General features: G+C 49.3%; 19 protein-coding genes and 1 pseudogene. 2 read left to right on the forward strand and 18 right to left on the reverse strand.

Features of this window, described 5'->3' with window-relative positions:
- Nucleotides 1-35: 35 nt before the first annotated feature.
- Nucleotides 36-2117: an LTA synthase family protein gene (locus WH37_RS07865; protein ID WP_052736868.1), complete on the forward strand. Its 2082-nt coding sequence runs from the start codon at nucleotides 36-38 to the stop codon at nucleotides 2115-2117.
- Between the two features lie 109 nt (nucleotides 2118-2226).
- Here the strand turns inward: WH37_RS07865 and WH37_RS07870 are convergent, their stop codons facing one another.
- From WH37_RS07870 to WH37_RS07925, 12 genes and pseudogenes are all read right to left on the reverse strand, one after another.
- Nucleotides 2227-3669: a S16 family serine protease gene (locus WH37_RS07870; protein ID WP_046229998.1), complete on the reverse strand. Its 1443-nt coding sequence runs from the start codon at nucleotides 3667-3669 to the stop codon at nucleotides 2227-2229.
- 210 nt (nucleotides 3670-3879) lie between these two features.
- Nucleotides 3880-4098: pseudogene (locus WH37_RS07875) on the reverse strand (hypothetical protein); the annotation flags it as partial.
- Between the two features lie 160 nt (nucleotides 4099-4258).
- Complete coding sequence (locus WH37_RS07880) at nucleotides 4259-4480, reverse strand: YuzB family protein (protein ID WP_046230000.1); 222 nt, start codon at nucleotides 4478-4480, stop codon at nucleotides 4259-4261.
- Nucleotides 4481-4524: 44 nt separating this feature from the next.
- The gene (locus WH37_RS07885; RefSeq protein ID WP_046230316.1) at nucleotides 4525-4827 is read right to left on the reverse strand and encodes a heme biosynthesis protein HemY; all 303 of its coding nucleotides are present in this window, start codon (nucleotides 4825-4827) and stop codon (nucleotides 4525-4527) included.
- Between the two features lie 50 nt (nucleotides 4828-4877).
- Entirely contained in the window at nucleotides 4878-5114 is a 237-nt protein-coding gene (locus WH37_RS07890; protein ID WP_046230001.1) for a hypothetical protein, read from the reverse strand.
- 198 nt (nucleotides 5115-5312) lie between these two features.
- Nucleotides 5313-6224, reverse strand: coding sequence for a M14 family metallopeptidase (locus WH37_RS07895; protein WP_046230002.1), 912 nt, complete (start codon nucleotides 6222-6224; stop codon nucleotides 5313-5315).
- Between the two features lie 132 nt (nucleotides 6225-6356).
- A complete protein-coding gene (gene racE, locus WH37_RS07900) occupies nucleotides 6357-7166 on the reverse strand; it encodes a glutamate racemase (protein WP_046230003.1) in 810 nt (269 codons plus the stop codon).
- A gap of 275 nt (nucleotides 7167-7441) precedes the next feature.
- A complete protein-coding gene (locus WH37_RS07905) occupies nucleotides 7442-7921 on the reverse strand; it encodes a YtxH domain-containing protein (RefSeq protein ID WP_082110702.1) in 480 nt (159 codons plus the stop codon).
- On the reverse strand, nucleotides 7914-8438 hold the full coding sequence (locus tag WH37_RS07910) for a DUF948 domain-containing protein (RefSeq protein WP_143088414.1): 525 nt from the start codon (nucleotides 8436-8438) through the stop codon (nucleotides 7914-7916). Before WH37_RS07910 ends, WH37_RS07905 begins: the two co-directional genes overlap by 8 nt.
- Before the next feature lie 84 nt (nucleotides 8439-8522).
- Nucleotides 8523-9194: a helix-turn-helix transcriptional regulator gene (locus WH37_RS07915; RefSeq protein ID WP_046230005.1), complete on the reverse strand. Its 672-nt coding sequence runs from the start codon at nucleotides 9192-9194 to the stop codon at nucleotides 8523-8525.
- Nucleotides 9195-9266: 72 nt separating this feature from the next.
- A complete protein-coding gene (locus WH37_RS07920; protein WP_046230006.1) occupies nucleotides 9267-9707 on the reverse strand; it encodes a DUF86 domain-containing protein in 441 nt (146 codons plus the stop codon).
- A 160-nt stretch (nucleotides 9708-9867) separates the two neighbouring features.
- Entirely contained in the window at nucleotides 9868-10155 is a 288-nt protein-coding gene (locus tag WH37_RS07925) for a Dabb family protein (protein ID WP_046230007.1), read from the reverse strand.
- Between the two features lie 111 nt (nucleotides 10156-10266).
- On the opposite strand from WH37_RS07925, the gene WH37_RS07930 reads away from it, so the two are divergent.
- Nucleotides 10267-10524 (forward strand): hypothetical protein, encoded by a 258-nt coding sequence (locus WH37_RS07930; RefSeq protein ID WP_046230008.1) that lies wholly within the window; start codon nucleotides 10267-10269, stop codon nucleotides 10522-10524.
- Nucleotides 10525-10619: 95 nt separating this feature from the next.
- Here WH37_RS07930 and WH37_RS07935 read toward each other — a convergent pair whose 3' ends face one another.
- From WH37_RS07935 to WH37_RS07960, 6 genes are all read right to left on the reverse strand, one after another.
- Nucleotides 10620-11009, reverse strand: coding sequence for a cupredoxin domain-containing protein (locus WH37_RS07935; RefSeq protein WP_046230009.1), 390 nt, complete (start codon nucleotides 11007-11009; stop codon nucleotides 10620-10622).
- 192 nt (nucleotides 11010-11201) lie between these two features.
- On the reverse strand, nucleotides 11202-11597 hold the full coding sequence (locus tag WH37_RS07940) for a YhjD family protein (protein ID WP_052736869.1): 396 nt from the start codon (nucleotides 11595-11597) through the stop codon (nucleotides 11202-11204).
- A gap of 89 nt (nucleotides 11598-11686) precedes the next feature.
- Nucleotides 11687-12085, reverse strand: coding sequence for a phage holin family protein (locus tag WH37_RS07945; RefSeq protein WP_046230010.1), 399 nt, complete (start codon nucleotides 12083-12085; stop codon nucleotides 11687-11689).
- A gap of 138 nt (nucleotides 12086-12223) precedes the next feature.
- Entirely contained in the window at nucleotides 12224-13324 is a 1101-nt protein-coding gene (locus tag WH37_RS07950; RefSeq protein ID WP_046230011.1) for a GerAB/ArcD/ProY family transporter, read from the reverse strand.
- 17 nt (nucleotides 13325-13341) lie between these two features.
- Entirely contained in the window at nucleotides 13342-13569 is a 228-nt protein-coding gene (locus tag WH37_RS07955; protein WP_046230012.1) for a hypothetical protein, read from the reverse strand.
- Nucleotides 13570-13579: 10 nt separating this feature from the next.
- Complete coding sequence (locus WH37_RS07960; protein WP_052736870.1) at nucleotides 13580-14800, reverse strand: Ger(x)C family spore germination protein; 1221 nt, start codon at nucleotides 14798-14800, stop codon at nucleotides 13580-13582.
- Nucleotides 14801-14802: the final 2 nt, after the last annotated feature.

Here is a 14802-nt window from a genome sequence, read left to right on the forward strand (position 1 = left end):
GAGGAAAGGGACTCTAGGAGAGGAACTTTCAATTCATGCATCAAAACAGACGCAAAATTCTAACCAACAGCTTTCAAGCAGCAGCCCGCTGGGGACGGCGTCCCTATGGCGCGGAGCTCCTGCTCTTTTTCGGAGTGCTGCTGCTTAAGCTGTATGCCTTTGATTTATTTATAGCCGTGCCAAATATGAAAATGAACGTCTACGATGTCACAATCGCCATTGGCACCCTTGCGCTTTGCAGCTTCTGGACGCTGCTGCTGCCGCTGCGGGGCAGACTCATCACGCTCATCGCGATGAATACCCTGTTCTCGGCTATTTTGTATGCCGATTTAATTTATTACCGCTATTTCGAGGATTTGATTTCCGTCCCCGTCCTGCTGCAGGCCGGGCAGGTTGAGGCGCTTGGGGGCAGCATCGCTACGCTGCTGGAAGCGAAGGATTTTGTATTGCTGGCCGATATCCCGCTGCTGCTTGGTTGTGCCTGTGTGCTGGCATGGAAGCGGCGCGCTGCCCAGACAGTTGCCATGCCAGCCGCCACGAACGCTGAGGCCGCTTTATTCCCGCTCATCAAGCGGTCCTCTTGGCGAACAAAGGCACGTCGATTGCTCCTAAGCCTCGCCCTGCTGATGATGGGATTGATGCTGACCTTTGGCGGCATTCATGATGCCAAACGCACATGGGCAAAAGGATTGTTCGAAAGCAATTGGTGGAATTTATCGCTGTACAATGTGACAGGTGCTCTGGGCTTTCACGGCTATGATCTGTACCGTTATGCCGCCCTGCATTGGTTGAACGCAGAGGCCGTTTCTGCCGAGACGACTTCGAAGGTGCTCGCTTGGACGAAGGAATCCGGGCAATCGCGCGCCAAGCAGGAGCAGGACTTAAGCTTTGGCGCGTATAAAGGCAGCAATGTTATTTTGGTACAGGCAGAAGCTTTCCAAAATTTCATGATCGGCAAGTCGTTCAACGGCCAGGAAATCACGCCGAACGTCAATAAGTTGGTCAAGAGCAGCGCTTATTTCAGCTCCTTTTTCCATCAGACCGCGCAGGGCCGAACGTCGGACGCGGATTTTGTCAGCAATTGCTCGCTTCAGCCGCTCGCCAGCGGCTCGGTATTTATTCAATATGCCGGGAATGAATTTCAATGCTTGCCGCAGACGCTGCATAATAACGGCTACTACACTAGCGTTTTCCATGCTTATGAAGGAAGCTTCTGGAACCGCAATACGATGTACGCGAATATGAAATACGATGCTTTTGTGAGCAAAAAACAATACGAGCTGGACGAACCGATCGGCTGGTCGCTTGGAGACAAATCCTTTTTTCGCCAATCGCTTGACCGAATTGCCGAGCAGCCGCAGCCGTTTCACTCCTTTCTCATTACGCTGTCCAGCCATCACCCGTACCAAATTCCAGCAGCCGACCAGAAGCTTTCGCTCGGTGAGCTTGAAGGTACAATGATGGGGGATTACTTGCAAGCGATCCATTATGTTGATGAAGCGCTTGGCGAGCTCGTTGAGCGGCTTCAGAAGGAAGGGCTCTGGGAGCATACGATATTCGCCATGTATGGCGATCATGATAATTCGATCAGCGATTGGAGCTTGTTTGAAGCCTTCCTTGGCAAACCGTTAAAGGAGCTGGAGCGGGAACAGATCGTTAAGCAGGTGCCTTTTCTCGTTCATTTGCCAGACGATCGCTATGCAGGAACTTATGCCTCTCCGAGCGGACAGCTTGATGTCGCGCCAACGCTGCTGCATCTGCTCGGAATATCCTCAAGCGAGCTTGCAATGATTGGAACGCCGCTAATTACGGACAGCATGAGTCAGCCGCAGCAGCAAAATCAGCAGAACCGCAAGCTTGTTGTGCTGCGCAATGGCGCATTTACGAATGGCGATGTTTATTATATCCCCTCCGCCGACGGGATTGCCGAGCATGGAAAATGCTGGAATGTGGCGGAACAATCACCTGGGGAGCTCGCTCCGTGTCTCAGCCTGCGTGCTGCCGCGCAAACAGAGCTGTCCATGTCGGATCTTCTGGTGATCCATAATTTGATCCCGGAGCTTTATGCTGAAAGCATGGTTCGAGCCGGCAGCATTCAAATGGTCGCTCAAAAATAAAACAAATGCCCCATGACACGCCGCGATACAAGCGGCTATGCCATGGGGCATTTTTATTGGGCTGGCCTATAAAAGCAGCCGGCCTCTTCGGTTTATTTTCACCCTACGGTTAGGATTTCCCATTGGTTTGCAGCCAGAGCAAAATATCGTCGATTGTCCTTACCGGCACGACGAGCAGCTCCGGCGCTGCGCTCTTCGCCTCCGGCGCAAGCTCCTCCGGTACGAAAAAAACATCCGCATCGGTCCGGCTCACCGCATAAGCCTTCTGCGGCACACCACCTACGAGGCCAACCGAGCCGTCCGGCTCTATCGTACCCGTACCGGCGACATGCAGCCCATGCGTCACCCCGCCTGGCGTAAGCTGATCCAGCAGCGCAAGCGTCAGCATGGCGCCATGGGACGGCCCTCCGATATGGGCAATATACGAAAAATAGCTGACAGGCCTCGGCGCATCCAGCTTCAGTTCATTTTGCACCGAAATGCCGAATACGGCGCGCACGGGCAACTGTTCGGTCGCCGCGGCGGCCGCTGTCTTCACCTCAAGCGTCAATTTTTCTGCTAGCGTCCCTCTGCGAACACCTACTTGAACCGATCCTCCCGGCACAACAAAGGCCGGATCTGACATAAAGGAGGTCAACTCCGCCACATTCGCCACCGCCTTGCCGTTCAGGCTGACGATTAAATCGCCGGGAACGAGTACGCCCTGTGCAACGGCATCCTTCGTCATGCCGATAATGCGGACTCCCGTCGTCGTCACACCATCGCCTATGCCCGCCTTGCCCTCGGCAATCGCGGCGGCAACGCTATTCGCATCTGCTTTCATCGTCGAAACGAGCGTATAGGACTCTGACAAGGAAGGCTCGTTCTCAGGCTTGCGCTCAAACGTATATTCCGGCAGCACCAGACTGTACAGCCAGTCCACAGGCACCGCAGGCCGATCAAACACCAGCACGCCGCTAATGCTGCCTCCAGCGGCTCCTCCTTCGACATGGGCGTAGCGGTTCATATTCATCGTAAGTCCCGGATAAGTGACGATATAGTTCGTCGGGTACACGAGTACAAAAGCAGCAACTAGCGCAGAGATCAGCATCCAGATAAAGGTTTTGGGCCAACGTCCTCTCGGGCCCGTCATACTGCGGCGCACAAGCAGCTCGCTCCAGACCATTTCAATACAAACGATCATCAGCATGCCGCCAGTGAGTGGCAGCGACAGCATTAACCTTTGCGGGAAAATAGCAATGCAAAAAATAGCGGACACACCGAGCACAGCAATGCCGTATTGAACGACTGCAAGCAGTCGCTCGAAACGAATAGCAGCCACGTGTGCAAAACCGCCGCTTCGGTTTACGCGCTCCACAATGCCTCGGCAGCCGCCGACCAGCCAAAGCAAAGGAATGATAGCAAGCGCATAGAGCAGCCAGTTAATCATATCTATCCAAAGCATGCCGGAAGCGGCCAGCTTAATCGGAGCGGGGAGCCAGATCAGTTCGGCAGCCACAATGTACAGCAGGGACAGAACCAATCCAGCGATATAATAGCGGAAACGACGCATGCTCACTCAACCTCTCATGAGGACCTTACGAGGAAGGCCGCTTGATTTTTGCCTGCTTTTTTCGAATGGTACAAGGCTTGGTCTGCAAGATTGAGCGTTTCCTTAATCGTACCGGCCAAATTAGCTTCATTGACCGCGCGCCACAATATGCCGCCTATACTGCATTCTACGTGGACATTAGCGTCCCCAATCCGATAAGTCCCCAATCCGATAAGGTTTATTTATCGTCTCAATGATGGCATCAGACAGCTCCTTCCCCTTCTTCTGACCGTCCTGCAAAGTCGCAATCAGAGCGACAACAAATTCATCGCCTCCCAGGCGGGCGACAAAGCCATCCTCTACTACCGTTTGCAGCCGCTTTGCCGTCTCTAAATAGGCTACTGCCATTTGATAAGCGACGGTTGTAAATCCTCCATGATGTGTTGTCATATTTTATAAAGCGTAAACGGGCATTGCCTTCAAAGGATGGCAATGCCCGTTTCGCGGAGAAATAGAAGCGAATTTATAAGAGCAGGCTTATAAAAGCTTATATTTGCAAAAAAAGACCCAACAGATGTTGAGTCTCTTCACTGCTGCCATATCTTGACTATCACTTAATGTAAGGCTTGATCTTCTCAATAGCTTCATCTTCTGTAGCGCCTTTAATATAACGCCCATTAATAAAAATAAAGGCCGTTCGGGCACAAGGCCCGCAATATGATTTGCAGCCGACCCGAATTTCCGCATCGGGCGCAAGCTTTTGCAGCTTGGGCACGAGCGTCTTCACCTGGTAATGCTTGCATTTGTCACATACTCGTATATCGTTTGCCATTAATGCTCTTCCTACTTCCGTATTGTCTTCGGTCTCACGGCCTGTTAGTGGTCGCCGTGATTGCCTTGGGAAGGATTCGTAATGGCGAAGCCTTCTTCCGGCACGTAAAAGTAGTCAATGCGAATGCCGTCAAGGAATTTGTTGTCCTTCTCCAAAATAACATCGATATCTTTATCTGTGGATACGACAATATCTTTATCCGTCGGATCATCAATACCCATGCCATAGTGCGCATGGTCGCCGTGGGAATGCGTCACATATACGCGAAGCTTCTTTCCTTCGTTCTCAAGCTTGTCCAGCTCAAGCTTCAATATCTTTGCCGCATTGCGCGAAATTTTGACTGTCATCATCACTTAAACACTCCTTCATTTGTCTAACCAGCAATTAGAAAAAAATTTTAGCTTATCCTATTATACTTGTTCTCGGTTCTGCGGGCAAACCATTCTGCAACAATCATCGTCACGGCTATATCATCAAACGGCAAATAGGGCAAGGCGTCAGGCAAAACCCAATACAGCAGCACCGGGACAAGGAAGAGCAGCTTGTCTTTCCAGGAAACCTCCTTGGAGCGAAGCAGCTGAAAAATCCGGCTGAACGTGCGCTGCCAATGCCGGAGTGATAAAAATTTATGCATGTCATTCGCCGCCTTTCGTTGTTATTTTTCGCCTTCATTATAGCATAATCATCTCTGCTGCAAAGCTGGACTAAAGGCGGGCACTCCTGTTCCTCAATCCCGTTCATCCAGCAATAGCCGCAAGAAATCGAAGCTGCGCTTCATTTCCTGCGGCTATTCGCACTCTGCTTTGCCCACACTGTTTACATTAGAAAACTGCTAAAGCTCCCGTTCCCTATGAAGCGACAACGCCTCCACGAGAAGCGGCTTCACCGACTCATAGATGGCGGGCAGCTGCTGAAACGGCAGCGGATTTTCTCCCCGTCCCGCTTCAATCGTAAAGCCTGGCCTTCTAAAACGCTGGATAAACCAATCTTTATAGCCGGCATCGCTGCCTGTCAGCTTCACTGGCTTATAGCCGCTGACAAGTCCTAGCCGCTCCGCCAGCTGCTCCGATTCCTTTGGCTCATAGCCGCGGTAGTTCCAATAAATTTCCTCGCCCTGCGTGTGCAGCGCGACGGTCAAATCAAAGCGCTGTGCTGTCGTTAAATTCGCCATCGCCATCGCCTCTGGTTCACTTAACGGATAAGGTCCCGGATAATCGCGCGGACCGGGCGCCTGCACTTCGCGCCGCTGGCACTCTTCCTCCCAATGCGCCGGAAACTGGTCATTCAAATCGACGCCGCGCGCATTTGCCTTCCAATCGGCAAATGACTCTCGGCCTTCATTCCATTCCATGAGCTGGGAATAGAATGGGTGGGCAGGCAGCGCTCCTTGCTGCGCAAGCTCCACGCCATCTGGATTGACCATGGGGACCGCCCACAGCGTCGTCTCCTCATGCAGCCGCGATGCAAGCTCGTCGCATATCGAGCGGTCTTCAGCGCATGACGCAGCATAATCCCCTACAAATCGCATAAGCAAAGCCGACGTAATCCATTCATTAGCATGGAATGACCCATTCATATGAATGCTTCTTGTACCCGTTCCGCAGCGCAGCGCAACGATGGGCTTGCCCAGCACGCTATGCCCAATGGTATGAACGGTGACAAATGGGTAAGCTTGTGTCAGCTCGCGGCAGTCCGTCAGCAGCTCCTGATAGCCGTATTTTCCTCCCCCTATTTCATTAACCATATGCCTCACCTCGCTCCAAAATCGCTTCTCCTAGATTATATTCGGCAAAAAAGCCTCCCATGCCACTTGCCAGCGGCTTGGAAAGCTTTTTCGAAGGATGGGAGACAGGCTTTGCAGAAATGGATCATGCCATTATCCGATCGTTGGCACCTGCCATACGACAGGCGTCAGCTCAATTTGCTCGCCAAGCCATTGCTGGGCAATTGTTTTGAACATTAACGGGTCTCCGCTGGAGAAAAATTGATGAATAGGCAGCACTTCCCCTCGGGAAAGCTGGCCCTTATCATGAAGGATCGTACTAATATCACGAGCCGTCTCGTCTGCCGAGCTGATTAGCTCAATGCGGGAGCCAACAACCTCGGCAATCGCTTCTGTCAAAAAAGGATAATGTGTACAGCCTAAAATGAGGCAATCCATTGGATACTGGCTTAAGTGCCCTATAGATTGGCGAATCGTTTCATACGTTTCATTGGAGCGAAAATTGCCCCGCTCTACAAGCGGAACAAATAACGGACAAGCCTCGCTTATAACACGGACGCTTAGCGAAAGCTCCTTGAGTGCCAGCTCATAAGCGCCGCTTCTTATCGTGCCCTCTGTACCGATGACACCAATACAGCCCGTCTGGGTGCGCTTGATGGCTGCTCTTGCCCCAGGATTGATAACACCAATGACAGGTATGTCTACTCTGGAACGTATATCCTCAAGCGCAACCGCTGTAGCGGTATTGCAAGCTATAATAATCATTTTCGGCCGAAACTGTATTAAATAATCGACAATTTCCCGTGTAAATCGAACGACCTCCTGAGCAGGGCGAGGTCCATACGGCGTTCGAGCCGTATCCCCAAAATAAATAATTTTTTCACGCGGCAGTTGGCGCATGACTTCCTTGGCGACGGTAAGCCCGCCCACACCTGAATCTAGTATGGCAATCGGTTGCTGCACAAACACACCGCTTTCTTAAACGTAATGTAGTCGCTCATAAGGAGAATAAGACATCAACAGCATATGTTTTTTGCTATCAAAACGTACCTACATCTTATCTCAATTATGGACAACGTTCAATAAATACGCTTAAGATGCGGCGCAATATGTGCCCTGGGCAACAAGGACAGCAGCTAAGGGAAAAAGGAAAGAGCCTGCTCCCTATTTAGGCAGGCTCCCTGCATGGTTGCTGCTATATTCCTCATATAACGCTGCTTTATAGTGCGGTCGACGCATTATTTTTCAGCAGTTTCCGTTTCAGCTGTCTCCTCAGATGCCAGCTCCTCCGAGGAACTTGCCGCTTCCTCGAAGTCGGTTTGCCCCACTTCGCCCGCAGCCTCCGTCGTAAATTGGGGCTCGCCTTTCCTCCATGTACGCGCACTGCTGATTAAAGCCTCAGCTCCATCCTTGGCACGATCTGCGATATGAACCGCTTTATCACCCAGCTGTTTAGCCGCCCAAGTCGTTTTCTCACTGGCCTGCTCTACGGCTCTAACCGTTTTCTCGCTCAGATCGTGAACGCCGCCTGCAATATCCTGACGCAGCTCCTTGCCTGCTTTTGGAGCAAGCAGCAGCGCTGTAACGGTACCTGCAACCGTACCCGCCAATGCCCCCAACAAAAATACTTTCGTTTGCTTCTGCTTTACCATACGATTCGCTCCCTTCATAATTGCGGCGCATTCCGCCATTTCTGCGCCGTTGTTGCTATCAGCCATTATGCTTGCGCTTAGTTTGCCATAGCTGCCACGCCAGCATACCTAGCTCTGCCCATTCCATTGCTTCTTTTGCCTTATTTCTCGTTTCAGCCTTCGCCATATGCTGGGCAGCGGATTCGGACAACATCGAGGAGACCCGGCTTACGGTTTCTGTCGTTTGCTCAATCGTCTCGCCAATTTGCCCTGCCGCTGTAAACAAGGATTGAACATTTTGCAGCTGCTGGTGCACCAGCAGGAGGGACTGCTTCGCTGGCTCCATTAAAGCGACTGTCTCGGCCGCTGTGTGCTGCAGCTGTCCCCGCAGCTCATCGGCGCTTGTTTGCAGGCTTTCGAGCTGAATCAGCCCTTTGCGCAAGCCAAGCAATAGGCCCACCACTAACCCAATAAATGCTAACGTAGCTGCAATCGCGCATCCCGCTATAACGATCATCGCCCATTCACCTCCCGCTGTTAACCAGAGCAGGGCATCTGCCCATTTCGTAATGCCATTATAAGCAGCATGGGCTTGTCTTGACACAACCGCATTCAAAAAAACCGATGGCTAGAGCAAGGTCATATGACCTGCCTATCCATCGGTTTATCCAATTGACGTATATAAAACCTATACGGCGTTTATCTTATACGTGCATTTGGCCCCGCCTTTGGCGAGACATTCGGTACGCTCTACCTGCGCATGAAGCAGCGACTGGAATAACGTCAGCTCGCAGCTGCAAGCTTGCTGGTATTGATTCGCGACCTGAGCGATTGGGCAGTTATACTCATTAAATATAAAATGCCCCTCGCCTGCCGGCTCGACCTCGACCATATAACCTCCGGCATTTTGAATAGCCGCAAGCTCAAGCACCTTCTGCTCCAGTGCTTTGCCCGCCATACGCGGAGCATAACGCTCCAGCAGCTTCTGCTTGCGCCCTTCAAACATACGGGTAATGAGACCTGCTGTATCTGCCTCATCTGCCAGCTCACCTAGCAAATCAAGTGCCAGCGTATGATAGTTTTTCGGAAAACGGTCATCCGCGTGAGCGGTAAGCTCGTATCGATGCAGCGGTCTTCCCACTGCCTGCTTGACCATTACAATTTGAATGGCCTGTTCCTCTTCAAGTGCGTACATATGCCGCCTGACGGCCATTTCTGTCAGCGCAAGCTCGCTCGCAAGCTGCGCGGCATTCATGGAGCCATTCATCTTGAGCAAATGCAAAATGCGCTGACGCGTAGAGCCTGAGGACGTTCTCTTATCCGGCGCAGGACCGGAGCTTCGTTGATTTTGCTGCTTCATCCTATCGCCACCTTCGAACGCGTGTTACAGGTATTGTAACATATTCTAAAAGTATGGTGTGTACGATTCGGTTTAAACCTTTCCCTCAAAATCAACCAGCTCGCGCTCCAGATAAAGCTCCACTTCCTGTTTGAAGCGCAGCAATTGCGGGGCAAGCTGCCTTGTAAGCGGATGCAGCTCACCTCGCTGCCATTCATAATATTGCTGAACGAGCGGCCTGCGCAGCTGTACCAATTGCTTAAACGTTGGCAGCAGCTCTGCAGAAAATACGCCTTCCGCTCCTGTCACATCAACAATATCCTCATAGCTGCTCGCATCACGCATCATGAATCCGTCAATAAGATAGCTGCCGACATCAGTAACGGTTTCAACTGCAAGATGCAGCGCCCGCTCCTGAGCCAGCCCTTGCAGCATGCCGCCATTCCATTCTGCTGCAATTAAGGTCAACGCCTCAGAAATGTCAGGAATTGCATTAAGCCTTACGGCAATTTGTTCGCGATTCACGTAATACAAACCGTTTCGCCACCTTTATCGTTACTTCTTTTTTTTGGCCTTGCGCTTCAGCACAGCGACCATTATAATGCTGCTGGCAATAATGACAATTAAATACGTCATTATTTGATATACGTCTTCTCCCATTGCCACTAACGTCCTCTCTTAAGGCTGGCGTGTCTTAGCTTTCAAAATCGATGCTAACAGATGCTTCGCGAACCTGGGTCATATGCACAATTACCTTCTGGTGCACCGGATGAACCTGATAAGCCGCCAATGCATCAAGAGATTCGAAAGTTGTGATCAGGCCAATATCATAAGAACGTTCGGAATGCAGGACATCGAGGCCAACCGTAATCGATTTCAATTCGTCAATTTTACCTTCCATATTGCGAAGCACCTGTGCGGTCGTTTCCACGCTCTCCGCGCTGTTATCCTTTAGCTTAAACAAAACAATATGCGTAATCATTTTTGTAGTACTCCCTTCGTCTGGTGGAATTGCTTAAACCCTTTTGTCACATAATAACCCAAGCAGCCGTAATCCGGCAACGTCAAACCGATGAGAGAGGACTGAAATAACATGCGTTATAAATTTACGGCCATCGCCGCCCTGATTGGGCTGGCCTTGTGCCTGTACAATTCCACCGGTTACGACCCGCATAATATGGTGTTTTTTATGTTCAGCGTCCCAGCCTGGTTTGTTGATTTGTTTATTGATGTTCATGAGGTGAGTGTGATGCTCATGTATGTACTTACAGTTGCTACATGGGCGCTGCTCGGATTGATAGCCGACACCATCGTGTACCGAACCTCATCCAGAACGCGTTATCGCGCTTAAAAAGAGGAGCCAGCCGGCTCCTCTTCTTGTATATAAAACCTATGTGACAGAAAGCGCTTGAAGGCACGTTCTCTTTTTAATGAAAAATTCGTTTATTAAGCCGCTTCTACAATTAGCTTCGTCTTCATCTCCATATGTCCCGTACCGCATGGAACAGAGCAATGCATTACATATTCGCCTGGCTTGTCGAACTCAATATTCGTTTCCAGCTTCTCGCCTTCAAGATCAACCTTCAGCTCATCAATTTTCAAACCGTGAATACCGCTTTTGTTTTTCAGACGAAGAATGACTTTGTCTCCAACCTTCACTTTATATTCTGTTTGATCAAAAGTGAAATCGGCGTTGGCTTGTACGTTTACCAAAACCGTACCTTCAGGCAGTGAAGCAGATTCATCCACTGGCTTTGCCGGCAAGCCTGCTGTTAGCAAATAAACACCTAGCAGTGATGCCGCTGTCATTAATACAAACATAATCCACTTATGCATTACAACGTACTCCCCTTTACCATCTAATGTTTACTTCTTATATTACATAAGATCGTCCTATGTACTCAAGCTTAAACTGATTAAGGGGAAAACTTTTTTGGTGATTATGACAAAATGATGAACTTTTCTCAATTGTCACTAAAAGCAGCATGGGTCAGGCTTGACATTTCATTCACAAACCCGTTCTTGTTGCTATCGACAATACGTTCGAAGCAGCTGCTCTGATTCCGAGCGAATATATCCCCATAATAAAATGAAGCGGTGTCTGTATCCTCGGCAAATATACTGAGCTTCCAGGCCATCCTCACTTCGCTTCTCTTCAACCATTTCAATGCCCTTGCTTCGCAGCTGTTTGCGATGAGCGGCCAGCTCCAGCAGCACACGGTCCTGCAAGCCAAGCAGCATCGTCTCATAAAGCTTAGGAAGCTTTGCTTCGCTTGAATGAAGCACGCGTATATCATGATCCAAAATCCGCACAATGATGCCAAGCAGCACATAACGCCTTGCAAGCACAAGCTCCTCCTCTCTCTGAATCGGCTCTCGCTTCATAACAAGCACACGCGCAGTCGGTTTCTCCAATGGCTTCATCAAAATAAACAGCCCCCTTCGCAATAAGAACACTTGTTCCTATTATATACAAAGTGAGCCGCTATATACAAGTGCTACATGATGAACTTTTACTTATTTTTATCTTTTAAAACTTCAATCATTTGGCGAAGCTTATCCGGAAGCGGCAAGCCTAATCTGCCGTAGTTTTCCGTAATGGAGATTAATTCATTAGCAATATAAAAATAAATAGCCGCTCCCATCGTTATATTATTGGCATCCAACAGCAGATCTACACGGTGTGCGATGAGGATAACGAGCAGCATCAGTCCTTTGCGAGCTAGTCCCCATGCTCCGAATGAACTGTTAAGGCCTCGTCCTTCCTTTAATGATGCGGACACACCAGTCACATAGTCTATAGCCATGACAACAATGAGCAGTGTAAGCGATTCCATCCACACACCAAAAGCAAATGTCACGATAGACCCTAGAAACGCACAAATGGAGCAAAGATATACAAGTCCTGGCATCAGGTATCCTCCTCTTCTCAATCTATACTCTATCGTATGCTGAGAGATTAGGGATGGTCTGTTCATTCTATTAAATATGCGGATAACTAAGCAAAGCTCTTCCATCCGCCATCCTGATCTAATAGATTTTTCCTTTCATTAGCCAATATTGCTTACCCTCCCTTTCTTAAACACTACCATGATGACGGCTGCCAGCGCCAAAATCAACATATTGGTCAAATCCCAAAAAGGCCAAATCGTAACAAAGCTATTAATATACGGAATGTTGGGACCAATGGTATAAGCCAGCCCAAACATCAGCAAGCCGAATGGAAATATAATTGCACGTTGTTCTCGCAGGCCAAGAAATTGAGATAGGCCGTATACAAAGGCAAACGCATTAATTGACATTTTCACATAGGTCGAAACGATATAGCTGATGACCAATACAGCCTCTACACGTTCTATAAATCGGCCAATGCTAATTCTTTTGGCCATGGCGTACGCGGCATAAATTTGATGCTCCGTCATATAATCGCCCAGCACGAGCAGCGACATAATAACGATCAGAAATAAGGAACAGCTCGCTACTAGGGAGACCAGCATAAAATCTCTTGTCCAGCTGTTTGTCTGCTTCATGAAAGGAAAGAGCATAAAAAAGGTAACCATTTGAAAAAAGGGAAAAGAGGTTGCATACAGTACGCCTTTGCCATAGTCCGCTGCTTTATGATGAAAAACAGGCAGTAGGTTGGAGAGTGAAGCTTCCGGAAGCAGCATAACAATGAACAGGATGAACATCAGCACCAAACCCACGATAAAAATCTCGGCCGATTTTGCAAAAACAACCAGACCAGCCCTCAAGGTAATGACAACTAGAATAGTAATCATAAGCACGATTACTCGTACCGGCGTTTCCGGCATCATTTGAGTTGTAACAAAGTCACCAACAACTCTCAATTGGGTACCTATGGCATTAAAAAGCAGAAATAAGAAAAACAGGCTGCATAAGCCGCCCAGCCATTTTCCTAGAGCAGCTCGATGAATCTCAATCAACGTAAGCCCCGGAAAAAGGCGGTAGCACTTATCTACAAACCAGACGACGACGAGTCCTGAGAACATGCTTAGCAAAGAGGGAATCCAGGCATCCGAGTCCAGAATGGAAGCAAGCAAGGTCGGAATAAACCAGAACATATCGCCCACGATGAAAAATAGAACGAGTACAGCCATTTGTCTAGCGCTTATGCTTCCCCGCTTCTGCATGCCCTCACCCCCTCGACTTAAAATGCATTAAACCAGTTTTCCAGCGGCTTATAAATGTACACAATAATATTTAGTGGACTAGGCAATCTGATTTGGTTGAAGGCACATATACTCAAAAAAGCACCCCCCGCCAGCATAATCAGATAAACAAAAATTTCTTTTTTCCAGCCTTTTTTCGCGAGCTTCGGCAGCTCGATGACCGCAAGCGTTATGGCCAGAGCCGATATAATCAGAATTCCAGCCACTTAGCCTTCCTCATTTCTTCAAATAGTTTTGAAACGCATCATTTGTCGTGCCGACCTTCGGAATCTGAAGCTCAATGTCATATTCCAGCTTGACCTGGGGAAACAGCTCATCCCAGTCATCCTTCCACTTCTCCCACTGCTTTGGCTTGTATTCATGAAACGTATTACCAAAGCCAAATATATCGGAATTATAGGTTTTCTGAACATGCTCAACAGCTCCCTGAATGACCCCCCTTATCCTCTGCTTTCCGTTTTCTTCAAGCATTTTGATCGTTTCCGGTTTCGTTAAATCGATTTTGCATTCCACATCGGCTACCGATGCCACCTGCTTCATCTTCACCTTAATGACCGGCTTGCCGTCCACGACCTTGGGGATAAGCTTCGTTTTATTGCGCAATACTTCCATGACAATATAACCGCCATCTGGACAGGTCTGATGGCCTACGGTGCTTGTCACGTTATCCATTATATAATTGTAGCCCTTGCTATAATTTTCATTGAGCCAGCCAATAAGCTTGTCAGAATGAAAAACAGCAAGCCCGGTAATTCGGGTACGCGTTCGTGAATCCGCTTGCTGGATATTCGAAATATTTTCCCCTTGCCGGGCTTTGCCTTCCAGCCGAACTCCGGTCAACACAGGGCTAATTCCGTCTGTAACAAGCTGTTCGATCAAACTTTCAATCGTAACCGTTGTTGTGGGCGCCCATGTTTTGGCAGATGTATCCAGTGCATAAAATAAATTTTCCGCCGGAATTTTCTCCAGCGACGTCAAAATTTTCAAAATTTGATTCGCCGGCGCATCATGCGCAATCATTAAATAAAAATCCGTACGGGCTTCAGGATTCCGTGACAGCAGGTCAAGCACATTGGCTATCCCTTCCCTCGCCAGCGATTCCCCGATGATCAGCACCCGGATATGCGCGGAATATATTTTTCGCGAGCTGGTTTCCGTCAGTTTGCGGAACGCTTCAAATACGGTTGGCGCAGTCGCCTCATACATGGCAACCGGCGAGCGCCCTCCCCCGCCCGCCTTTGCCGACAGCTCGCTAGGAATAACAACCTGAACGGAGACCCGGTATTGATTGCCAACCTTGTCAATGGCCGTTCCCAGCTGAATGCCGAGCGTATCCAGCTCCCGCCGATTCCAGCAGCCGCTGACTGCAGAAGCTGCAATTGACCATACCAGCATTAGCAAGAGCAGTTTGCCTACTCGTCTGGTAAATCTGCTCATGC

The sequence above is a fragment of the Paenibacillus algorifonticola genome (assembly GCF_000971975.1).
GTDB lineage: Bacteria > Bacillota > Bacilli > Paenibacillales > Paenibacillaceae > Pristimantibacillus > Pristimantibacillus algorifonticola.